Origin of the sequence: Actinocrinis sp., from assembly GCF_035938995.1 — a bacterium.
Lineage (GTDB): Bacteria > Actinomycetota > Actinomycetes > Streptomycetales > Catenulisporaceae > DASZGI01.
In genome coordinates, this window is the sequence record NZ_DASZGI010000258.1 from 1 (window position 1) to 21,252 (window position 21,252).

Consider the following 21,252-nt stretch of genomic DNA (forward strand, 5'->3'; position numbering starts at 1 on the left):
GGAACGATTCTGACCCGGCTGATGGCCGCGGCGATGGGCCGGCCGCTGACCGGCATCCTGTTCGGCGCGTTCAAGGCGAAGGCCGGCGGCCCGGCGGGCCCCACGGAGACCCGTCCGGTGCGCTCGGGCACCCCGGAGGACATCGCGATCCTGCTCGGCTACGCCCGCAAGGTCATCATCGTGCCCGGATACGGCCTCGCGGTGGCACAGGGCCAGCACACCATCCGGGAGCTGGCGGACCTGCTCAGCGCGCGCGGGGTGAAGGTCGCCTACGGGATCCACCCAGTGGCGGGCCGGATGCCCGGACATATGAACGTGCTGCTAGCCGAGGCCAACGTGCCCTATGAGTCGCTGCTCGAGATGGACGAGGCCAACCTGGAGCTTTCCAGCGCCGACGTCGCCCTCGTGGTGGGTGCCAACGACGTGGTGAACCCGGCGGCCAAGACCACGCCCGGCGCGCCGATCTACGGTATGCCGATTATCAACGTCGACACAGCCGCCGCAGTGGTGTTCTGCAAGCGCTCGCTGCGCCCGGGCTTCGCCGGGATCGAGAACGAGCTGCTCTACGACCCCAAGACGACGCTGCTGTTCGGCGACGCGAAGGAGAGCCTGAGCAAGGTAGTCGCGGCGGTCAAGGGCCTCTAGACCCGGTAGACCGAGACCGGCCGGCCGGACGTCAGACGGTCCCGTAGAGCCTGTCCCCGGCGTCGCCGAGGCCCGGCACGATGTACCCGTGCTCGTTAAGGCGCTCGTCGACTCCCGCGGTGACGACGGTCACCGGAAGATGGAGCTCGGCGAGCGACTCTTCCAGCCGGGCCAAACCCTCAGGCGCAGCCAGCAGGCAGATCGCGGTGACATCGCGCGCGCCCCGGTCTGCCAGCAGCTTGATCGCGGCCGCGAGCGTGCCGCCGGTCGCGAGCATCGGGTCAAGCACGTAGCACTGCCGGTTCGATAGGTCGTCCGGCAGTCGTGTGGCGTACATCGAGGCCATAAGCGTCCCCTCGTCGCGCACCATCCCGAGGAAGCCCACCTCGGCGGTCGGCAGCAGCCGGACCATCCCGTCGAGCATCCCGAGCCCGGCCCGCAGGATCGGCACGACCAGCGGCTTCGGTGCGATCAGGCGCACCCCGCGGGCTGGCGCGACCGGCGTCTCTACGTCCACCGGGGCCACGCGGACGTCCCGCGTCGCCTCGTACGCCAGCAGTGTGACCAGCTCGTCCACCAGGCGCCGGAAGGTCGGGGAATCGGTGCTCCGATCACGCAGTGTGGTGAGCTTGTGGGCGATCAGCGGGTGATCCGTGACGTGGGTACGCATGCCGGGAGTTTATTTGCTCCTCAGGGCGGAGTTGTGAGCTGCTTTCGACGAGTGGGTTTATTTCCCCCGTCTGCGGCAAGTTCGGTTCACTGAGCTGCGGGTAGGGGTTTAGGACAAACGGCAAGAAGTGCTGGAAACATGCCTAAGGGGATGTAGTCGTGGCCAAGCGCTCCGTGTCCCGTCGGGTGTCATCCGCCGAAAACTCGGCCAACGAAACCCGAACATCGCGTGCGGCCGGACTTCTGCGGGCCGATCCCCCGTCCCCGCTGAGCCGGTCCCTGCCCGATCCGGCCGAGCCCGCCGATCCCGAGCGGGAGCGCCGGATACGCCGCGCCAGATTCCTCGCCGAGCTCGCCGAGGCGCGTGAGCTGCGCAAGCGGGTGGCCCCACGCCGGGCCAGGTCCGCCGAGCTGCACGCCAGGCTCTTCCGTACCTTCCGGTACTGACCCGGCCGACTGATCTGTGCCGCTCGGCCTCCGCCGCTATCGGCGCGGCGATCCACCGGCCACAACTGCTGCCGGGGAGCATCGCTTTCTGTCACGATGCGATGTGAGTATGCACGCATCGGCACGGAAGGACGTCGAATGGCGCAGCAGGCGGACTATCTGGAGTTCGACGACGAACTCGTGGACTTCGCCGTGGCCGCGTACCAGGAGGACGGCCTCTGGGCGGCGGTCGGCTTGCCGCCGCACGTGGCGGAGTCCCTCGACGTCTTCCTCGCCGCCGTGCGCCAGCAGGGGTCGGAGGGCCCCACGATCGGACTGGTCGGCCTGGGTGACGAGTATTTCCTCGCGGCGCGCCTGGTAGGTCCGCGGGCGCACCTGTTCCTGTCCGACGCGGCGGTGGCCGCAGACGACCGGATCGCCGGCGAGGCGCTCGCCCGGATCGACCCGGAGGCGGATCCGGAGGTCGTGGAGCGCGGTCCGGCCGGAGATCAGCGGATCTTCGCCGACCTGGGCCTCAGCCCGCTCGACCTGACGGTGGTGTGCGAGCGGCTGCAGGTCGAGCGGGATTTGTCCCTGGTGGAGGCGGTCGAGGGCATCGCGCACCGGATCGGCTTCGGCGACCAGTTCGCCCGGGCCGCCCGGAGCGACGGCGAACCGGCCGGCGACTGGCGGGACGGATAGGGGCCCGGCTGTGGACGGGTCCGAACTGCACAGAACAGCGGTACAGCGGCCGCGCGGTCCGGTCAGCCGCGCGGTCTCGAGAAGCGAGGGGAGAGTGTGCGCGCCGTGGCGTATTTCGCCGCACTGCTGAAGCGGTCGACGGACCGCTGGCAGGCCCGCGACGCCGATCTGGACGAGATCGAGGACATCGCCGGCCTGGTCGAGCTCATGCGGGAGGTCTCGGACGACGAGGAGGAAGAAGAGGAGGAGCCGGATACCACCGTGCTGCTGCTCGAGCAGGAGGAGCTCTGGTTCGCCGTGGTCCGGCTCGACGCCGAGGAGGACCCTCGGGTGTTCGTCTCGGACGTGGCCGCCGTCTCCCGCTCGGCCTATGGCGAACTGCTGTTGTCCCTCAGCCTGACGCCGATAGGCCCGGACGGTGAGCCCGCGGACGAGGCCGAAGGCGACGAGGCGGCAGCGGACGAGGACGAGGAGGCGCCGCCGGAGCTGGAGGACCTCACGGAGATCGAGCCGGACGAGCGGCGGCCGCTGCCGTCCGGACCGGCTGGCGACGCCCTGCTTCTGGAGGACTTCGACGTGCCCGCCGCGAAGCTGGCCGGCCTGTGCCGTAAGGGACTGGTGCCGGCCGACGCGCTGGCCGAGGTCGCCGAGGCGCTCGGGGCGTCGGAGGAACTCGAGGAAGTCCGCTGACCGGTCCCGCGCTGCCCGCGTGGCTGGCCGAGCGCTATGGCGGCTGGATGCGCGAGGCGCTGGCCGAGGCGGCCGCCGCCCCGAAGACCGGCGACGTGCCGATCGGCGCGGTGGTGGTGGACTCGCGCGGCGCCGTCGTCGGCCGGGGACGCAACCGGCGCGAGGCGGACGCCGACCCGGTCGGCCACGCGGAGGTACTGGCCCTGCGCGACGCTGCCGCGCGGGCAGGTACCTGGCGGCTGGCCGGGCACACCCTCGTGGTGACGCTGGAGCCGTGCCCGATGTGCGCGGGCGCAGCCGTGCTGGCCCGGGTGGACCGGATCGTGTTCGGGGCGTTCGACCCTAAGGCGGGCGCGGTCGGCTCGCTCTGGGACATCCCGCGCGACCCCCGGCTCAACCACCGCCCCGAGGTGGTCACCGGAGTGCTCGAGGCGGAGGCCCGTCGGCTGCTCGAGGAATTTTTCACGGACCACCGCGAGGTCCGGTAAGGTTCTCCACGGTGACGTGTCCGAGCGGCCTAAGGAGAACGCCTCGAAAGCGTTTGTGGTGCAAGCCACCGAGGGTTCAAATCCCTCCGTCACCGCTCACTGATCAAAGGCCCCGGCAGACCTGTCTCGTTCAGGTTCGCCGGGGCCTTTGCCATGCCCGCGCGTATTCGCCTCCTGCGAAGCGCGTTGACTGCCCTCAGTGACAGGCAGCCGCCTTCTTGCTCGCGCTCGGCGACGGCGAGGCCAGAGCTGCGGAGACCTGGTCGGGGCTGGCCAGTGCGGTGAATCCGGAGCCGAGGACGAGGTCGACCGTGCCGTCGGTGCGGGTGTCGGTACGCAACTGCGAGCCGGTCACCTCGGCGGCGACGATGTGCATGGCCTGCAGCGAGGCCCCGCGGACCTCCGCAGCGATCGTCAGATTGGCCTTCAGCGGATCGTTGGTGACCTTTCCGACGACGAATCCGCGCTTCTTCAGCTCGGTCGCGGCTCCGGCGGCCAGGCCGTTCCGGTTGGTCGAGTTGTAGACGTTGAGCTTGAACTGCGCGGCGGTCACGGGGCCGGCGCCCGCCCCCGCCTGAGCGAGATCGTTCACCGGGCGCAGTAACACCGCGGGGTTCGCGTTCGAGTGGGCCTCGGCCCGGCACGCCGCCACCGGCTTGGGCTTCGGGTCGGAGCCGATCAGGGTGACCACGCCGTACGCGCCCGCGCCCACGATGACCGCGCAGAACACGCCAGCCGCGATGACCTTTCGGCGTCTCTTGGTGCGACTGCGGAACGGCACGTATTCGTCCCCGGTGCCGACGCGGAACTTCTTGCCGCCGATCTCCTGGCCGAGCCGGGGACGCCCAGCCGCCCTCATCCGCCCGGTCGGCGCGTGGGCGGGTTCTGTCGGGACTGGCTCCGCCAGGCTCGGGTCCGGTGCCGCGGGCTCCGGAGACGGGGTGGGAGCCGGCGGCGGGCTCAGGGTCTCGGCGGCGGGTTCTTCCTCCGGCGGGCTCGGGGGCGGGGGTGTCTGGTCCATGTCCCGAACGTACCCGGACCGCTACGACAGGTAATCGTCAATCGAGGTCGAGTACCCGCGCATGGAGTACAGTGCGCTGCTGCAACGCGGCCCGTACGGCGCGGTGCAGCCCGTCTTCCAGGAACAGCTCGCCGCGCCACTTCACCACGTGCGCGAACAAGTCCCCGTAGAAGGTGGAGTCCTCGGAGAGCAGCGCGTCCAGATCGAGCTGGCGCCGGGTGGTCACCAGCTGGTCCAGGCGGACCTGACGGGGCGCCACCTCGGCCCAGCCGCGCGAGGTGCGGCCGTGGTCGGGATACGGCCGCCCGTCCCCGATGCGCTTGAAGATCACCCGTCCAGCCTACCGACTCACCGTCTGTTACTGCTTCTCTGTGTGCCGTCCGTTACACAACCGGTCACCGAGAGCACGGGGCGCCGCGACCGGTCCGATCAGCAGAAGAGCAGACTTCCCCGGGCGAGTGAGCGCGCCACCGCTCATCCCCGTATCTCAAAGATCGAATCTGCCCGTGGCGGCGTCGTGTAGTCGGCTAGCCAGCCAACCATGCCGCTATTACTGCGGCGGCGTGCGCCTGGCCGTGGCCCAAACCCTCGTGCGCGACGCGCACACCGCCGAATTGCGCGCCAACGGCGCCGAGGTGCGCGAGCTGATGCGCCGGGCGCTTTGGCTCGGCGCTGGCCCGGCAGCCCCCGAACTGAGCTCCGAACCGAGCCCCGCGATCATCCGAGCCTCGATCGGCCGAGACGCAAAGGAACCCCTGACCACGGTTCGCACCTGTCAGGGGTTCCCTATCGGCGGAGGATACGAGATTTGAACTCGTGAGGGGTTGCCCCCAACACGCTTTCCAAGCGTGCGCCCTAGGCCACTAGGCGAATCCTCCGCCGGTTAGCTTACCGGACACATGAGGGTGCTCCGCCACAGGATTCGATCGTCGGACCGACGGCCGCGCATGGGCTATTCTTGGTGGCGGACCCCTCGTGTGGCGTCACCCCGCTGAACCCCCCCAGGGCCGGAAGGCAGCAAGGGTAGGCAGGCTCTGGCGGGTGCGCGAGGGGTCTTCGCATGCCCGGCCTGGCGGGGGGTGGCGCGGGTTCCGAGTTATCCACAACCCCTTCCGGGCGTCCGCCGCTGTGGGTCGGAGCGACTACGCTCGGAGCGTGTCGCTCGCCCTGTACCGCCGGTATCGACCCGAGACCTTCGAGGAGGTCATCGGGCAAGAGCACGTGACCGCGCCGCTCCAGCGGGCGTTGCACAACCAGCGGGTGAACCACGCGTACCTCTTCAGCGGGCCGCGCGGCTGTGGCAAGACCACCAGCGCCCGCATCCTGGCCCGCTGCCTGAACTGCGAGCAGGGGCCGACTCCGACGCCGTGCGGCGTCTGCAAGTCCTGCACCGACCTCTCGCGCGGCGGCCCCGGCTCGATCGACGTGATCGAGATCGACGCGGCCTCGCACGGAGGCGTCGATGACGCGCGGGACCTGCGCGAGCGCGCCTTCTTCGCCCCGGTCTCCGCCCGCTACAAGATCTACATCCTGGACGAGGCCCACATGGTCTCCCCGGCGGGCTTCAACGCGCTGCTCAAGGTGGTGGAGGAACCGCCGCCGCACCTGAAGTTCATCTTCGCCACCACTGAGCCGGAGAAGGTCATCGGGACCATCCGCTCGCGCACGCACCACTACCCCTTCCGCCTGGTGCCGCCCGGGGTGTTGCGCGACTACCTGGCTCAGGTGTGCGAGCGCGAGCAGGTACGGGTGGATCCAGACGCACTGCCACTGGTGGTGCGGGCGGGCGCGGGCTCTGTCCGGGACTCGATGTCCGTACTCGACCAGTTGCTCGCGGGCGCGGGCGATGACGGCGTGACCTACCAGATGGCGGTGAGCCTGCTCGGCTTCACCGACGCGACCCTGCTGGACGAGGCGGTGTCAGCGCTCGCAGCCCGGGACGGGGCCGCGGCCTTCCGGGCCGTGGACCACGTGGTCGAGGGTGGCCACGATCCCAGGCGGTTCCTCGCGGATCTGCTGGAGCGGCTGCGCGACCTGCTCATCCTCTCCGCGATGCCGGAAGCCCCGGACAAGGGCCTGATCTCAGTTCCCGGCGACCGGCTCGCCGCGATGCGGGAGCAGGCAGCCGCCTTCGGGCCCGCCGAACTGTCGCGCGCGGCCGATCTGGTCAACGCGGGTCTGCTCGAGATGCGCGGGGCCACCTCGCAGCGTCTGCTGCTCGAACTGGTCTGCGCGCGCGTGCTGCTGCCCGCCGCGGACGACTCGACTGGGGGGTTCGCTGCCCGCCTGGACCGGCTTGAGCGCGGTGGCGGGGCCGGCGTCTTCGGCGGCGCGTCAGGACCGGCCCCGGCGATGCCGAGGCGGGCGGTCGATCCAGGCGGACCGGTGGTTGGCTTGTCGCCGGGCGATGCTTCTCCACCTGCGGCCATGCCGAGCGCACCGGAGCCGCCTCAAGCACCTCCGCGAGCCCAAGCGGCACCACCCCAGAACGCACCGCCCCAGACGGCACCGCCAGCGGAGGGATCCCTCGCTGCGCCGTCCTGGCTGCGGTCGAGCGGTTCCGCGCAGGACCAGGCGCCTCAGACCACGAACTCTCCACCGCAGAACACTCCAGCCCAGACTGCTGGCCCAGACCCGGCCGCGAGCGCACCTGCCGCGACTCCGGCCCCGGCATCGCCTCCTAGTCCTCGCTCATCCGGCGCGGGCCGCGATTCGATTCGCCAGCTGTGGCCGCAGGTCCTTGACGCGGTCGCCCGGCGCAGCAAGGTCGCCTGGGTGATCTTCAGCCAGAACGTACATGTCGTGGGCGTCGAGGGAAACGCTCTGCAGCTCGGCTTCAGCAACTCGGGCCTGCGCGACAACTTCCCCGGATCGCCGCGCGAGGACGTCCTGCGCGAGGCGCTGCGCGAGGTCTCCGGAGCGGACTGGAAGATCGACGCGATGGTCGATCCGTCGGCTGGCACGGCGACCGGGGGTGGCCCGCCGCCCGCGCCCCCAACGTTCGGGGCGGCGTCGGCGACTCCGGGCCCGTCGCTCGCGCCGCAGAACCCGCAGCCAGGCGGGCCGGGTGGGAGCGCCACGGTCCCCGGCCAAGCACTCGGCTCCGCTTCGATCAGCGCCGCATCCCTCAACGCTGTATCGGTTGGCTCGGCCTCGCTCGGTGCGGTCGCGATGGGCACCGCGTCCATTTCCGGCGCGTCCGTTGATGGCGCAGTGACGGGCGCGACAACGGCCGGTGCGGGGTCCCCGGACTCGGGAGCGCTCGGCGGGGGAGCGGCGCGCTGGTCTTCGCCCCCGGCGTCCGAGCCGTCGATCGAGGACGACATACCCGATCCCGACGACGAGGACGTGCATGACGCCGGACCGAATGCGCGGGACCTGCTGATCCGGGAACTGGGCGCGACGGTGCTGGAGGAGAGCGGCGGGCCGGACTGAGCCGACCCAATAAGAATTCGTGGAGATCGCTCTCCGCGCCCTACTCCCGGTGCGGCGTTGAGCGCATAGGCTCGTCCCAGCGCACCACGACATGGCACTCCGAGCCGACAAGGAGCTCAGGTGTTTCCCGACGGGTTCGACATGGGATCGCTGTTACAGCAGGCCCAACAGATGCAACAGCAGATGGAGGAGGCGCAGCGCTCCCTCGGTGGCCAGCACGTGACCGGCAGCGCCGGCGGCGGGCTGGTCAAGGCCACCGTCACCGGGCTCGGCGAGCTGATCGGCCTGGAGATCGCCAAGGAGGCGGTGGACCCGGACGACACCGAGACCCTGGCGGACCTGGTCGTAGCCGCGGTCCGGGACGCCAACCAGGCGGCCGAGCGCCTTCAGCAGGAGAAGATGGGCCCGCTCGGCTCGACCTTCGGCGGCCTCGGCCCCGGCATGGGCGGCCCCGGCGGCAACCTGCCGGGGTTCTGAGAGCGAGCGGGCGCGCGAGCGGCCCACAGGCAAGCGAACGGATGAGAGCGCACTGATGACCGGCAGGACGGCAACGGGCAGCGGACCGGCGAGCAAGCCGATCTGCGGGATCCGCGACGGGGGGTGGTACGCGCCGTGTACGAAGGCGTCGTCCAGGATCTGATCGACGAGTTGGGCCGGCTGCCCAACATCGGGCCCAAGAGCGCGCAGCGCATCGCCTTCCATGTGCTGCAAGCCGACCCGGTCGACGTGCGCCGGCTGGCCGAGGTGCTGGTCCGGGTGAAGGAGACGGTGCGGTTCTGCGAGGTGTGCGGCAACGTCGCCTCGGCCGAGCGCTGCCGGATCTGCCTGGACCCGCGCCGCGACCCGGCCCTGCTGTGCGTGGTCGAGGAGCCGAAGGACGTCGTCGCGATCGAACGCACCCGCGAGTTCCGCGGCCGCTACCACGTGCTCGGCGGCGCGATCTCGCCGATCGACGGGGTCGGTCCGGACGACCTGCGGGTGCGCGAGCTGATGGCCAGACTGGCCGACGGGAGCGTGGTCGAGCTGATCCTCGCCACCGACCCGAACCTTGAGGGCGAGGCCACCGCGACCTACCTGGCCCGCCTGGTCAAACCGCTCGCGGCGGACGGGGCGCTGCGCATCACCCGTCTCGCCTCCGGACTGCCGGTGGGCGGCGACCTCGAATATGCCGACGAGGTGACCCTCGGGCGGGCCTTCGAAGGGAGAAGATCACTCGATGTCTGACACAACCGTTACCGCGACCACCGCTTCCGCGGCTGCCCGCGCCACCACGAGAGCCGCCGCCACAGCCGGTTCCGCGCCACCATCCGCGTCCGTCCTGGACAGCGCCGCGGAGCTGAGCGAGTTCGCCGACCAGATCGCCGACCAGATCGAGTCCTTCCTCGTGGTGGTGCGGGCCGTGGCCCGCGGCGACGCTCCCGACTCGGCCGTGCCGATGCTGCTGCTCGAGGTCTCCCAGCTGCTGCTGGCCGGCGGACGGCTCGGCGCGGTGCAGGACGTGGTGCCCGAGGAGCGCTTCGAGGAGGACCCGGGTCCCGATCCGGACCTGGACGAGCTGCGCGAGAAGCTGGCGGAGCTGCTCAAGCCCTGCGACAACTACCGCGAGGTGTTCGACCCGCTGGCCACCCAGCCGGAGCTCGAGGCGCGCCGGATCTCGGACGACATCGCCTCCGCCGTCTCCGACCTGGCGCACGGCCTGACCCACTATCGGGCCGGGCGCACCCTGGAAGCGCTGTGGTGGTGGCAGTTCTCCTACCTCAACGCTTGGGGACCGGCCGCCTCCGCGGCAGTGCGCGCGCTCCAGTCGATCATCGCCCGCTCCCGCCTTCAGGAGTAGGACGCCGCGAGCGGCTAGGACTACAGCGCTGCAGCTATGGCGTCGGCGAACCTGCGAGCCGGGCGGTACGAACGTCTGCTCGGTTCCGCCTCGATGACTGAAGCGCCGACGCCTCCGGAGCCGACAGTGTCGATCAGCGACCACTCGGCGATCGTCCCGATTGGAACGCGCTTTCGGGAACCGTGCACGGTGCTCGTTCGTGTTGTCAGGGGGCGGGTTTCACCGGGCCGCCAGGCCGACGGCACGGGATGCCCACTCCGTCGTGGAGACCAGCGGTATGAGCGATTCCTGAGACACCCGTCTCACCATCTGGAATTCTCGAGGACGTCGGAAGGCGCTCGCTACACTGGGCGGCGGTCTTCCGATCGGCCCATGCCGCACGTCTCCACGCCTGCTGGACCCGAGCCTGCCAGACCGCATCCGCGCGCCGCCCGGCCGCGCGGCGTTCGAGCACCGCGAGTCAGGAGCACACTGTGGGCCTAGTCGTACAGAAGTACGGTGGCTCCTCTGTTGCCGACGCCGACTGCATCAAGCGCGTCGCCAAGCGGATCATCGAGACCAAACGCGCCGGGAACGAAGTCGTCGTCGTGGTGTCCGCGATGGGCGACACCACGGACGAGCTGATCGAGCTCGCTCAACAGGTCTCCCCGCTGCCCGAGGGCCGCGAACTGGACATGCTGCTGACCGCGGGCGAGCGGATCTCCATGGCGCTGCTCGCGATGGCGATCGGCTCGCTCGGCTTCGAGGCGCGCTCGTTCACCGGAAGCCAGGCCGGGGTCATCACCGACCGTTCGCACGGCAAGGCCCGCATCATCGACGTCACCCCGGGCCGCATCCGGTCCGCGCTGGACGAGGGCGCGATCGCGATCGTGGCCGGCTTCCAGGGCGTCTCGCAGGACACCAAGGACATTACCACCCTCGGCCGCGGCGGCTCCGACACCACGGCGGTCGCGCTCGCCGCCGCCCTCGACGCCGAGGTGTGCGAGATCTATACCGACGTGGACGGCGTGTTCACCGCCGACCCGCGCCTGGTGCCCACCGCGCGCAAGCTCACCGCGGTGCGATACGAGGAGATGCTCGAACTGGCCGCCAGCGGCGCCAAGATCCTCCACCTGCGCTGCGTGGAGTACGCCCGCCGGTTCGACGTGCCCATTCACGTGCGTTCCTCCTTCTCCGCGCTGGAGGGCACCCGGATCAGCAACAGCCTGGAGGAGACCGAGATGGAGCAGGCCATCATCGCGGGCGTCGCGCACGACACCAGCGAGGCGAAGATCACCGTGGTCGGGGTCCCCGACAAGCCGGGCGAGGCGGCCCGGATCTTCCGCACCATCGCCACCGCCGAGATCAACATCGACATGGTGGTGCAGAACGTCTCCGCCGCGGCGACGGGCCTGACCGACATCTCCTTCACCCTGCCGAAGAACGACGGCGCCAAGGCGATGACCGCGCTGGACCGGTTGCGCGAGCAGGTCGGCTTCGACTCGCTGGCCTACGACGACCAGATCGCCAAGGTCTCGCTGATCGGCGCCGGGATGAAGAGCCATCCCGGGGTCACCGCGCTGTTCTTCGAGGCGCTGTCCGAGGCCGGGGTCAACGCCGAGATGATCTCCACCAGCGAGATCCGCATCTCCGTGGTCTGCCGCTCCGACGCGGTCAAGTCCGCGGTCCAGGCCATCCACAGCGCATTCGACCTCGACGCCGACGGTGAGGCCGTGGTCTACGGAGGGACCGGACGATGAGCGAGTACTCCGCGAAGCTGCCCACCCTCGCGGTCGTGGGCGCCACCGGCGCGGTCGGCACCGTGATGCTCGACCTGCTGACGACGCGCCGGAACGTCTGGGGCGAGATCCGGCTGATCGCGTCGGCGCGGTCCGCGGGCAAGCGGCTGACGGTGCGCGGACAGCAGGTCGAGGTGATCGCGCTGCGCGAGGAGGCCTTCGACGGCGTCGACGTCGCGATGTTCGACGTGCCCGACGAGGTCTCGGCCCAATGGGCGCCGATCGCCGCAGCGAAGGGCGTCACGGTGGTCGACAACTCCGGCGCGTTCCGGATGGACGCAGACGTCCCGCTGGTCGTCCCCGAGGTGAACCCCGCGCAGGTGCGCAACCGGCCGCGCGGCATCATCTCGAACCCGAACTGCACCACCCTCTCGATGATCGTCGCGATGGGCGCTCTGCACGCCGAATTCGGGCTGACCTCCCTCATCGTCGCCTCGTACCAGGCAGCCTCCGGCGCCGGACAGGCGGGCATCGACACCCTGCGCGACCAGCTGGCCAAGGTGGCCTCGAGTCCGAGCCTCGGCACCGCGCCCGGCGACCTGCGCCGCGCGGTCGGCGACCTCGGCCCCTTCCCGGCACCCCTCGCGCTCAACGTGGTGCCGTGGGCCGGCTCGCTCAAGGACGCCGGCTGGTCCTCGGAGGAGCTGAAGGTCCGCAACGAGTCCCGCAAGATCCTCGGCCTGCCGAATCTGCGCGTCTCGGCGACCTGCGTGCGCGTCCCGGTCGTCACCACGCACTCTTTGGTCGTGCACGCGGCCTTTGAGCGCGAGGTGACCGTCGAGCAGGCGCACGAGGTGTTGCGCGACGCTCCCGGCATAGTGCTGTGCGACGACCCGGCGGCGGGAGAGTTCCCCACCCCGAACGACGTCGTGGGCACCGACCCGACATGGGTCGGCCGGATCCGCTCGAGCCTGGACGATCCGCGCGAGTTGGAGCTCTTCCTCTGCGGGGACAACCTGCGCAAGGGCGCCGCGCTCAACACGGCCCAGATCGCGGAGCTGCTGGCGAAGGAGTTCATCGCCCGGCACCACTAGGGCGTTCTCAAGGCATGGCGGACTCGGCCGCCTCGCGATCGCACACGTGAGACGCCGCGTGCTTATCCGGCGCTCTGTTTTAGATCCCCCTGGTGTGCGTGAAGCGCAACGGGGATCGCGGGGCCCGTGCTAGGCAGAGCGCGCGCGGATGTGCGCCCCCAACCTTCACTCGCGCGGGCGTTTTCGCGTCCGAATCAGTGCGCGTCTGGTTACGGAAATGGGATCCTGCCGTCGTGACCACCCCTCTCGTGCTCGATCCGTCGCAATCGCTCGGATGGAGTACAACCGTCGAGGGGGGTTCGCATGTCTAACAGGCGTGACAGTCACCACCGTCGAGCGACCCATACCGGCCCCGGTCGGGCGTTCGAGCGACGAACGCCGGGCCCCCGTGGCGGGTTGCCCCGGCGTGGTGCTGTCGCGCCCTCTTGCACGATTTGTCGGGCTGTCAAGTCTGGACACGGCACCACCCGAGCCGCGACGATGGGTCACCGTGCCGGTGGACCAGGAGTCGTGCGATGTGGCGCTACCGGTGACCATCCGACCGGTGAGTTCCCCGGCTGGGGGTGCGGTGGCCACTGACGTCGACGTGACGACGGACCTGCTGACCGAGACGTATCAGACCCACTACACCTCGCTGCTGCGGTTGGCGGCTCTGCTGCTCGACGACGTCGGCTCCTGCGAGGACGTGGTCCAGGAGGCCTTCATCCGGGTACACGCGGCCCGCTCCCGGGTCCGCGAGCCCGAGAAGCTGCTGGCGTACCTGCGGCAGACGGTCGTCAACCTCGCGCGCTCAACGCTGCGGCGCCGGCTGCTCGGCCTGCGCCTGCTGCCCAAGCCGCTGCCCGACGCGGCGAGCGCCGAAGAGGGTGCGTACGACGCCCTGGAGCGTGACGCGCTGATCCAGGCCCTGCGTGGCCTTCAGCGCAGACAGCGCGAGGTCCTGGTGCTGCGGTACTACGGCGACCTGACCGAAGCTCAGGTCGCCGAGGTCCTGGGCGTATCCATCGGATCGGTGAAGGCGTACGGCTCGCGCGGCATCGAGGCGCTGCGGGCCCGCATGGAGGAGCATCGATGAGCATGGACGGCGTAGTCCCGCCAGCCGGCGGTCCGACGCGCCGCCCGGCCGGGGGGCCAGCCGACGATCCCGGACGAGCGGTGCCCACCGGGCCCGTCCCGACCCCCGCGGCGGGGCGGAACCCCGCGGGCCAGGCCCGGATCATCTCCGCGCGATCCGGCGCGGCTGCCGACATGTCCGGCATCCCGGCGCCCGGCGATCAGCACGCGTCAGACGGCGTGCTTTCCGCGGCTCCCGGTGCCACAAGTGCCGGATCCGCCGTGTCCGACTTCCGCGATCCCGATCTGCTGCGCGACGCGCTGCGCTCCCGGGTCGCCTCGATCGGCGCGGGCGGTCCCCCGCCCGGCGGCCTCTCTCGCATCCGCCGCAAGGCCCGCGTCCGCCAGCGCAACCGGGCGGCGCTCCTGAGCAGCGCGGGAGTCCTGGTCATCGCGGTCGCGGTGACCGTCGCCACCGGCGATCGGTTCGACATCGTCCCGACGCTGACCGGCACGGCCGGCAACGGCGGCGGAGCCGTGACCGGCGGCCAGACCGGCGGTTCCGCGGCCGATCGGAGCGCCGCCGCGGCGGCGAACAGCGGGCACGTCGTCTGGCCGACCACCGACACCGGCAAGACCGGCCCCGCGATCGGCCCGGTGCCCCCGGTCACCGCGACCCCGTCCGCGGCCGCCGCCACCAAGGTGCCGCTGTGTACCGCGTCGTCGGTGATCACCAGCACCACGCTTGGCCCCACGCTCAACGGCGTCGTCTATGGACACGTCAGCGCTGTGGCCCGGTCCACCTGCGTGGTCGTCGGTCCTCCGGTGCTCGCGGTCACGAACCAGGCGGGTACCGCAGCCGGGTCGGTGCTGATCCTCAGGGAGGACACCAAGGTCGCGCCCGCGCTACCGAGCGTGTCGACGTGGGGCGCGACGATGGTGCTGGCCCCGGGCGAGGGCTACGAATTCCAGTTCGCGTGGGCGGCCGCGCAGTGCCCGCGGCCGTCGGGGTCCGCGTCGCCGAGCGCGTCGACCGCCTCGAACGCGACCACCACGTACTCGCTCGGCTACGCGGTCACCGGCACCACGCCGACCGGCCAGGTCACGCTCACGGCCGCGTGCGGCGCCGATGTCTTCGTCACCGACATCTACCGGCCCGGTGCGTACCCCCTGCCGACCGCGGTCTCGCAGAGTCCGGTGGCGAGCGGCAGCGCGAGTCCCGTTTCCAGCACTCCCGCCGTTCCCAGCACGCCGACGACGAGCGCCCCGCCTGCGAGCTCGCCCACCACCGCCAGCCCTTCGGCCCCACCGGCGAGCGGGTCGGCGAGCGGCGGAGTCGGAACGGGCGCGGTCGGCACCAGCCCCACCGGCTAGCCGCACCGATCGCTCCACGCCATAGTGGCACCCGCCATGCCGGGTGCCACTATGGCGTCGCCCTCAGTCCAGCGCGCTCAGTCCTATGGCCACGGCTGGGTCAGGGTGCTCAGTCCAGAGGCCACGGGCGCGCCGTCGCCCCCAACCGGTTCCACGTGTTGATGACCGCGATTGTCCAGATCAGCTCGGCCAGTTCCACCTCGGTGAACTGCCGCGTGGCCTCGTCGAACACCTCGTCCGACACCTGGCCGTCGGTCAGCCGGGTCGCCGCCTCCGTGAGGGCCAACGCCGCGCGCTCGCGAGCGGTGAAGAATGGCGTCTCGCGCCACACCGGCAGCGCGAACAGCCGTCGCTGGCTGTCGCCGCCCTTCAGCGCGTCGATCGTGTGCATGTCCACGCAGTAGGCGCACCCGTTCAACTGCGAGGCGCGTGCCCGCACCAACTCGAGCAGCGGCGCCTCGAGCGACACCTTGCGCGACGCCGCCTCCAGGCCGTTCATCGCCTTGGTCAAATGCGGCACCAGGTCGTCCACGGCCAGCCGCACCCCCGGAATCACCTTTTCGCCGGTCACCGTCATCGCTCCCACCGCGTTCCCGCTCGTCATGGTCTCGGTCGTCATGGTTATGACATTACGGCCGTGCTGGACCACTAATAAGGTCCAATTCCATGTCGGATTATTGGGCCACTTTCGGCGTGGACCTGCATCTCGACCTCGATCCGGCCGCCGGGCGCCGCGGCGGCCTCGAAGCCGGGCTGCGCGACGCAATCCGTGCCGGGCGCCTGGCTCCAGGCACGCGCCTGCCCTCCACCCGCGCCCTGGCCGGCGAAGTCGGACTCGCGCGCGGGACCGTGACAGCCGTGTACGACCAGCTGACCGCCGAGGGCTACCTCATCGCCCGACGCGGCGCGGGTACCGAAGTCGCCGCCCTGTCGGGCTCGCTCGCTCCCGCGCCACCGAATCCGCAGGAGCCCCCGGAGCCGCGTCACGACCTGCGCCCAGGTCGCCCCGACGTCAGCGCCTTCCCCACGGCAGCATGGCTGCGCGCGTATCGCAGAGCCCTCAACGCCGCTCCTGCCGCCGTGTACGGCTATGGCGATCCGGCCGGCCGCATCGAACTGCGCACTACACTCGCCGACTACCTGGGCCGCACGCGTGGAGTCAGCGCGAGCCCAGACCGGATCGTGATCACCACCGGCTTCGTGCAGGCCCTCGCTCTCCTCGCTCGCGTCCTGCGCGACGAGGGGGTCGCCGTCATGGCCATGGAGGACCCCGGGCTCCCCTTCCACCGTGACGTAGTCACTCGCGCAGGCATGCCGATCACGCCGCTCCCGGTCGACGGCCACGGCGCCCGTGCCGACCTGCTGGCCACCGCCGAGCACGCTCGCACAGGCGCCGTCGTCGTGACCCCTGTGCATCAGTACCCTGTCGGCGCGACACTTCACCCCTCCCGGCGCCATACCCTCGCTCAGTGGGCGCGCACTACCAGTGCCGTCGTCATCGAGGACGACTACGACGGCGAATTCCGCTACGACCGCCAGCCCGTCGGAGCGCTCCAGGGAATGGCGCCGGACCAGGTCGTTTATCTCGGCACGGCAGCCAAGACGATAGGCCCGGCGCTCCGGCTCGCGTGGATGGTGCTGCCGCGGCCGCTTGTCGCCCCGATCGTCGAGGCCAAGCGCCATGCCGATCACCAGACCGAAACGCTCGGCCAGCTCGCCCTCGCCGACCTGCTCACTAGCCACGTCTACGACCGCCACGTGCGCGCCTGCCGCCTGCGCTACCGCCGTCGCCGGGACATCCTGCTGACCCGGCTCGCCGCACTGTCCTCCGACGAAGCGTTTCGGGTCCACGGAATCGCCGCCGGGCTCCAGGCGCTGATCACCCTGCCGACGGGCGTGGAGGAGGACGACGTCCTCGATCGCGCTGCCCGCGAGGGCCTTGCGATCGACGGCCTGGCCGAGCATTACCACGACTCGCACGCCCAGGCGTCTCAACATCCGCCGGGAATCATCGTCGGATACGGAACGCCGTCGGAGCATACCTATCCCGCCGCGCTCGACGCGCTCGTTCGTGTGCTGGCAGAGGTCCGGCGCGGGTGACCGGATAATGCGGCGCGCCCACAAGGGTGATCCGATAACCTGGTCGGCCGCCCTGCGAAAGGAATGCCATGTCCGATGCCGTGGAATCCGGCGAGGTCCGCTCTGAGCAGGAAATGCTGTCGGCGTGGGTAGTCGAGCCGCCCAAGCTGACCGGCCCGGTGCGGATCGACGACTACGACCCGGCCTGGCCGGCCTTGTTCGAGCGGGAGGCCGCCCGCATCCGCTCGATCCTCGGCGATCGCGTGGTGTTGCTGGAGCACGTCGGCTCGACCTCGGTGCCCGGTCTCGCCGCCAAACCGATCATCGACATCCTGCTGGTCGTCCCCGACTCGGCGGACGAAGCGTCCTACGTCACCCCGCTCGAGGCCCACGGGTACACCCTGGTCATCCGAGAGCCCGACTGGTACGAGCACCGCTGTCTGAAGGGTCCTGACACCAACATCAACCTGCACGTGCACTTCCCGAGCAGTCCGGAGATCGAGCGGAACCTGATGTTCCGGGACTGGCTGCGTGCGCACGACGACGACCGCGAGCTCTACGAGCGCACAAAGCGTGACCTGTCCACGAAGGGCTTCACGTACATCCAGGAGTACGCGGACGCCAAGACCGAGGTCGTCACCGCGATCATGGCCCGCGCACAGGCCGCCCGCGCCTGATCGACACCCAACGGCAGACGGCAGGGCCCTGCCGTCCTCAGCAGTTCCATCAGGACCCTGACTTCCACGCCTACTCCACCAGTTCCATGCTGAATCGTCGGCACACGTGGACGCGGCGGAACTGCTTGCGCATCGCGTCCTCCTGCGTGATCGGCGCGTGCAGAAAGAGCTTGATCGGCCGTAAGCCCGGTCGCCGCACGACGGCGCGGTCCGGCTCGCCTGGATCGGTGTAGTAGTCGGCGTATACGTGAAGGTAGTGCTCAGACTCGACAAAGCCCTGAGCTTGATACCAGCGCAGAGTGTCAGGGTCCTCCCGCGTCCAAGCATCGAGCGTCCGCGCGCCCAACGGCACGGCCCGCCTGGCCGCTTCGACGCAAAGGGCAGTCCCCACCCCCCGTGCGCGATAGTCAGGATGCACCGCGATCGTGTCGATCGTGGCCAGTTCCCCTTCGACCTCAACGTCGCAGAGCCCGATGATCTCGCCCCCGAGCACCGCCACCAACTCGACCGCCTGCGGCTCCAGAACGGGCTTCTCCGTCACCACAGCGTCGAAGTAGGCGGTGTCGAGAAATGCCAACACCCGGCAGCGCAGCCATTGCACCTCGTCAGAGCCCCGATACTCCCGTACCTCCACCCCGCGGCCTCCTTCCCCGCGTCGGACAATCTTCTAGTCCTAGCAGCGGTTATACCCACAGCGCCAACAGGTTCCCACTCACCCGGATCTCGCTGGTCTGATACGGTCGCTGGCACTGTCCGCGTGTCCGATTGACGCTCGATGCGAGTCTCACGGGTGGTGGGGTTGTGGCGGTCGACGATCTGCCGGCGCCGGTGGTCACGTTTCTCAACGTGATCGGGGTGGAGTGGCCGTACATCAACGAGGACTCGGTGATGCAGTTCGCGTCGCTGGTGCGGGACTTCGCGCAGGCGGTGCAGACGACTCACCAGGACGCGTCGGCCGCAATCCGGGGCGTCGCCCATGGCTATCAGGGTGCCTCCACGCGGCAGTTGTCCTCGGGCTGGGAGGAGCTGTCGGCGCGGCACGTGACGGAGCTGGTGGACGGCTGCGCGGTCCTCGCCGACGCATTGGAGGTCGCTGCGGGGTACGTCGTGGCCCAGAAGGTCGCCGCAATCGGGGAGCTGGTAGGGATGGCCGCCACGTTCGTCGCCGACCAGGCCGCCGCGGTGGCGACCTTCGGACTGGCGGAGGCCGCGGTCCCGGCGATCATCGCTGCGGGCAGGGCGCTGATGGAGTCGCTGGTCCAAGATCTGGAGCAGTACATCATCGGGCAGGTCGTCGAGGCCGCGGCGAAGCCTCTGTTCGCGAAGGTGGCCGAGACGATGGCGGGCCTGGACTGGTCCAAGACCACCCCGTCGGGCGCCGAGTCGACCGGCTTCGCACTCGAAGAGCAGGTCGTGCGCGCCAACACAGCAGCCCTAAGACAGCACGCGCAGACGTTCCGGTCGCACGCGCTGACGTTCCAGCAGGGAGTGCGGGAGCTGAGCTTCTGATGCCGGACGGGGATGGAGCGGCAGCCTTCAAGGGCATCGCCGACGGCGCAGACGAGGCACTCGGAAACGCGGGCCATGCGCTGGGCGACTTCGTCGAAACCACGGCCCAGACGGCGGACAAGACCACCGACGCAATGCTGGCCACTGAGGAACAGAACACCCAGGCCATCGCGAAGGTGATGTCCAGCGGCGCGGCCTCCCAGGAGCGGTCCGCAGCCTCCGCCGCCGAGACCGCCGGCGCGGGTTCCGGGGCGCCGGGCAGGATCTCCGGCATCCTAGACCCGCAGGGAGCCACAGGTGATGGATGGCAAGGCGAAGGCGGACTGCACCTAAGCCCCGAGGAGAACGCCGCCGCGGACCGGTTCCTCGCCCAGGCCAAGGACGCCGAGTCGAACATCACACCGGTCGTCATGGGCATCAGGGACGAGGTCCCCGGCGCGGAAACTGTGGGCTACCCGGACTTCGTGCTCAAGAGCCCGGAATCGTTCAAGCGCAAGTTCGCGGAGGAGTTGTCCGAAAGCCCCACCCGCGACGTGGACAGCGCGCTGGCCGACATGAAGGATTCAGTCCGCTACACCTTTAAGCTCCCGGGCGAGGGAACCGCCTACACCGACGGGGTCAACACCGCGCTTCGTCGTTTTCAAGACGTCGGCGTCGAAAATGTGAAGTTCAAGAACACCTGGGACAGGGACGACTACAAGGGCATCAACAGCTTCTGGCGTGACCCGCGGACCGGACACGTATTCGAGATGCAGTTCCACACCCAGGAAAGCTTCGACGCCAAGATGGTCACCCACGAGCTGTACGAGCAGGCCAGGATTCCGGGCGTCCCGGAGGCCAGGGTCCAAGAGCTCAAGGCGGAACAGAATCAGATCTTCGGCACGGTTCCAAGGCCTATCGGCGCCACTGATATCGCGCTGCCAGGAAGATAGGGTGGTGAACATGGAACAGGACGAGCCCCTGGTGCAGTACTTCGCCCTGATCAAGGACGGTGGGACGGCCGAGGAAGCGACCGGACTCGTGCGCCGAACCCACACCAAGCCACTGCCGACCGACGAGGCCATCGGCAACGACCTCGAATGGCACCCGACCGAATACCTTGAGCGCTACTACGTGCTCGGCAGCATGGACCGCGAACATGTCGAGATCGCCGCGGACCTCGCCACCCAACTACTCGAGCGCTGGCGGTCACAAGCAGCAGCGCGGGGCGACTAGCTCTAGTCACCTTGCCCGGCGTGTTCGACGTGCCGGATCTGGATGTCGAGGGAGGGCGCTGGCAAGCTCGTCGACACCGAATCCGCTCGTCAGGAGCCGTTCCTTGTGGTTTCCGGTGAACAGTTGAGTCCAGTTGGTGAAGCCGCCGTCGCCAGTCTCCATCTGCCGACCGGCGATTTCAGCGTGGATCTTGAAGCAGATGCCTGTGTAGTAGCCGCCTCCCGCGGCTCGTTCGGGATCTTCGAGCACGTCAATGGCCGGCAGGTCGCTGAGGTCACGGTGTACGTGTTCGATGAGGGGCCGCGCTGCTTCGTCGAGGCAGGTGAGGCGGATCTGCGTGTGCCGTGCTCCGGCGGCGGCCATGGCCCGGGCGGCGAACCGCAGGTGCTCGGTCAACTGCTGGCGCTCGAAGGACCGGTTGCCCGTGTCTCGGCCGGCGGTGATCAGGCAGAAGAGCTGGAAGTGCGCGAACCTGCCCGGACCGTCGAAGAGTTGGGCGCGCGCCACCCGCTGGCTGGCGGCCAGGCGGATCAGGGTGCTGGAACGTGGATCGGTGGCCAGGGCCGCGGCGCGTCGAACAGACGCCTCCAGCGCCAGTGCGTTCGTCGGGTCGGCGGCTA

General features: G+C 69.9%; 24 protein-coding genes, 2 tRNA genes, 1 other RNA gene and 1 pseudogene. 21 read left to right on the plus strand and 7 right to left on the minus strand.

Annotated features, from left to right (window positions below):
• Window positions 1-645 (plus strand): NAD(P)(+) transhydrogenase (Re/Si-specific) subunit beta (locus VGZ32_RS17995; protein ID WP_326887231.1); only part of this gene is annotated, 645 nt, incomplete at its 5' end.
• Window positions 646-676: 31 nt separating this feature from the next.
• Here the strand turns inward: VGZ32_RS17995 and upp are convergent.
• Window positions 677-1,315 carry a uracil phosphoribosyltransferase gene (upp, locus tag VGZ32_RS18000; protein WP_326887232.1) on the minus strand — a complete coding sequence of 213 codons (639 nt, stop codon included), beginning with the start codon at window positions 1,313-1,315 and terminating at the stop codon, window positions 677-679.
• Between the two features lie 158 nt (window positions 1,316-1,473).
• On the opposite strand from upp, the gene VGZ32_RS29075 reads away from it, so the two are divergent.
• The 5 genes from VGZ32_RS29075 (at window position 1,474) to VGZ32_RS18025 (ending at window position 3,715) form a co-directional block, all read left to right on the plus strand.
• Entirely contained in the window at window positions 1,474-1,761 is a 288-nt protein-coding gene (locus VGZ32_RS29075) for a hypothetical protein (protein ID WP_326887233.1), read from the plus strand.
• Between the two features lie 138 nt (window positions 1,762-1,899).
• Window positions 1,900-2,442 (plus strand): tRNA adenosine deaminase-associated protein, encoded by a 543-nt coding sequence (locus VGZ32_RS18010; protein WP_326887234.1) that lies wholly within the window; start codon window positions 1,900-1,902, stop codon window positions 2,440-2,442.
• 105 nt (window positions 2,443-2,547) lie between these two features.
• On the plus strand, window positions 2,548-3,132 hold the full coding sequence (locus VGZ32_RS18015) for a hypothetical protein (protein ID WP_326887235.1): 585 nt from the start codon (window positions 2,548-2,550) through the stop codon (window positions 3,130-3,132).
• A 47-nt stretch (window positions 3,133-3,179) separates the two neighbouring features.
• Window positions 3,180-3,620, plus strand: coding sequence for a nucleoside deaminase (locus VGZ32_RS18020; protein WP_326887236.1), 441 nt, complete (start codon window positions 3,180-3,182; stop codon window positions 3,618-3,620).
• Window positions 3,621-3,630: 10 nt separating this feature from the next.
• Window positions 3,631-3,715 (plus strand) — tRNA-Ser (locus tag VGZ32_RS18025).
• Window positions 3,716-3,816: 101 nt separating this feature from the next.
• Here VGZ32_RS18025 and VGZ32_RS18030 read toward each other — a convergent pair.
• Both VGZ32_RS18030 and VGZ32_RS18035 read right to left on the minus strand, forming a co-directional pair.
• Window positions 3,817-4,641, minus strand: coding sequence for a LytR C-terminal domain-containing protein (locus VGZ32_RS18030; protein ID WP_326887237.1), 825 nt, complete (start codon window positions 4,639-4,641; stop codon window positions 3,817-3,819).
• Between the two features lie 37 nt (window positions 4,642-4,678).
• Window positions 4,679-4,972, minus strand: coding sequence for a type II toxin-antitoxin system VapB family antitoxin (locus VGZ32_RS18035; protein ID WP_326887238.1), 294 nt, complete (start codon window positions 4,970-4,972; stop codon window positions 4,679-4,681).
• A gap of 232 nt (window positions 4,973-5,204) precedes the next feature.
• On the opposite strand from VGZ32_RS18035, the gene VGZ32_RS18040 reads away from it, so the two are divergent.
• The gene (locus tag VGZ32_RS18040; RefSeq protein WP_326887239.1) at window positions 5,205-5,453 is read left to right on the plus strand and encodes a hypothetical protein; all 249 of its coding nucleotides are present in this window, start codon (window positions 5,205-5,207) and stop codon (window positions 5,451-5,453) included.
• Here VGZ32_RS18040 and VGZ32_RS18045 read toward each other — a convergent pair.
• Window positions 5,435-5,519: transfer RNA gene (locus VGZ32_RS18045), tRNA-Ser, on the minus strand. The two genes, VGZ32_RS18040 and VGZ32_RS18045, sit on opposite strands and share 19 nt — an antisense overlap.
• Window positions 5,520-5,605: 86 nt before the next feature.
• On the opposite strand from VGZ32_RS18045, the gene ffs reads away from it, so the two are divergent.
• The 9 genes from ffs to VGZ32_RS18090 all read left to right on the plus strand — a co-directional run bounded on the left by ffs (window position 5,606) and on the right by VGZ32_RS18090 (window position 15,152).
• Window positions 5,606-5,702, plus strand: an RNA gene (ffs, locus tag VGZ32_RS18050) — signal recognition particle sRNA small type.
• 94 nt (window positions 5,703-5,796) lie between these two features.
• The gene (locus VGZ32_RS18055) at window positions 5,797-8,076 is read left to right on the plus strand and encodes a DNA polymerase III subunit gamma and tau (RefSeq protein ID WP_326887240.1); all 2,280 of its coding nucleotides are present in this window, start codon (window positions 5,797-5,799) and stop codon (window positions 8,074-8,076) included.
• 141 nt (window positions 8,077-8,217) lie between these two features.
• The gene (locus VGZ32_RS18060) at window positions 8,218-8,553 is read left to right on the plus strand and encodes a YbaB/EbfC family nucleoid-associated protein (RefSeq protein WP_326887241.1); all 336 of its coding nucleotides are present in this window, start codon (window positions 8,218-8,220) and stop codon (window positions 8,551-8,553) included.
• 135 nt (window positions 8,554-8,688) lie between these two features.
• On the plus strand, window positions 8,689-9,300 hold the full coding sequence (gene recR, locus VGZ32_RS18065) for a recombination mediator RecR (protein WP_326887242.1): 612 nt from the start codon (window positions 8,689-8,691) through the stop codon (window positions 9,298-9,300).
• Window positions 9,293-9,913, plus strand: a complete 621-nt coding sequence (locus VGZ32_RS18070; protein ID WP_326887243.1) for a DUF5063 domain-containing protein — start codon at window positions 9,293-9,295, stop codon at window positions 9,911-9,913. The genes recR and VGZ32_RS18070 overlap by 8 nt, the downstream gene beginning before the upstream one ends.
• Before the next feature lie 473 nt (window positions 9,914-10,386).
• Window positions 10,387-11,652 carry an aspartate kinase gene (locus tag VGZ32_RS18075; protein ID WP_326887244.1) on the plus strand — a complete coding sequence of 422 codons (1,266 nt, stop codon included), beginning with the start codon at window positions 10,387-10,389 and terminating at the stop codon, window positions 11,650-11,652.
• On the plus strand, window positions 11,649-12,725 hold the full coding sequence (locus VGZ32_RS18080) for an aspartate-semialdehyde dehydrogenase (RefSeq protein ID WP_326887245.1): 1,077 nt from the start codon (window positions 11,649-11,651) through the stop codon (window positions 12,723-12,725). Before VGZ32_RS18075 ends, VGZ32_RS18080 begins: the two co-directional genes overlap by 4 nt.
• Window positions 12,726-13,269: 544 nt before the next feature.
• Window positions 13,270-13,800, plus strand: a complete 531-nt coding sequence (locus VGZ32_RS18085) for a SigE family RNA polymerase sigma factor (RefSeq protein WP_326887246.1) — start codon at window positions 13,270-13,272, stop codon at window positions 13,798-13,800.
• Complete coding sequence (locus VGZ32_RS18090) at window positions 13,797-15,152, plus strand: hypothetical protein (protein ID WP_326887247.1); 1,356 nt, start codon at window positions 13,797-13,799, stop codon at window positions 15,150-15,152. Before VGZ32_RS18085 ends, VGZ32_RS18090 begins: the two co-directional genes overlap by 4 nt.
• A gap of 109 nt (window positions 15,153-15,261) precedes the next feature.
• Here VGZ32_RS18090 and VGZ32_RS18095 read toward each other — a convergent pair whose 3' ends face one another.
• A complete protein-coding gene (locus VGZ32_RS18095) occupies window positions 15,262-15,729 on the minus strand; it encodes a carboxymuconolactone decarboxylase family protein (RefSeq protein ID WP_349263645.1) in 468 nt (155 codons plus the stop codon).
• Window positions 15,730-15,818: 89 nt separating this feature from the next.
• Here VGZ32_RS18095 and VGZ32_RS18100 point away from each other — a divergent pair, with 89 nt between their 5' ends.
• Together VGZ32_RS18100 and VGZ32_RS18105 are read left to right on the plus strand one after the other, a co-directional pair.
• A complete protein-coding gene (locus VGZ32_RS18100) occupies window positions 15,819-17,252 on the plus strand; it encodes a PLP-dependent aminotransferase family protein (protein WP_326887249.1) in 1,434 nt (477 codons plus the stop codon).
• A 68-nt stretch (window positions 17,253-17,320) separates the two neighbouring features.
• Window positions 17,321-17,908, plus strand: coding sequence for a GrpB family protein (locus VGZ32_RS18105; RefSeq protein WP_326887250.1), 588 nt, complete (start codon window positions 17,321-17,323; stop codon window positions 17,906-17,908).
• Window positions 17,909-17,978: 70 nt separating this feature from the next.
• Here the strand turns inward: VGZ32_RS18105 and VGZ32_RS18110 are convergent, their stop codons facing one another.
• Window positions 17,979-18,542 (minus strand): GNAT family N-acetyltransferase, encoded by a 564-nt coding sequence (locus tag VGZ32_RS18110; protein ID WP_326887251.1) that lies wholly within the window; start codon window positions 18,540-18,542, stop codon window positions 17,979-17,981.
• Between the two features lie 167 nt (window positions 18,543-18,709).
• Here VGZ32_RS18110 and VGZ32_RS18115 point away from each other — a divergent pair, with 167 nt between their 5' ends.
• The 3 genes from VGZ32_RS18115 to VGZ32_RS18125 are packed head-to-tail and all read left to right on the plus strand — an operon-like array spanning window position 18,710 to window position 20,632.
• Window positions 18,710-19,417, plus strand: a complete 708-nt coding sequence (locus tag VGZ32_RS18115; RefSeq protein ID WP_326887252.1) for a hypothetical protein — start codon at window positions 18,710-18,712, stop codon at window positions 19,415-19,417.
• Window positions 19,417-20,349 carry a hypothetical protein gene (locus VGZ32_RS18120; protein WP_326887253.1) on the plus strand — a complete coding sequence of 311 codons (933 nt, stop codon included), beginning with the start codon at window positions 19,417-19,419 and terminating at the stop codon, window positions 20,347-20,349. The genes VGZ32_RS18115 and VGZ32_RS18120 overlap by 1 nt, the downstream gene beginning before the upstream one ends.
• Before the next feature lie 10 nt (window positions 20,350-20,359).
• Window positions 20,360-20,632, plus strand: a complete 273-nt coding sequence (locus VGZ32_RS18125; RefSeq protein ID WP_326887254.1) for a hypothetical protein — start codon at window positions 20,360-20,362, stop codon at window positions 20,630-20,632.
• A 6-nt stretch (window positions 20,633-20,638) separates the two neighbouring features.
• Here VGZ32_RS18125 and VGZ32_RS18130 read toward each other — a convergent pair.
• Window positions 20,639-21,252: pseudogene (locus VGZ32_RS18130) on the minus strand (hypothetical protein); the annotation flags it as partial.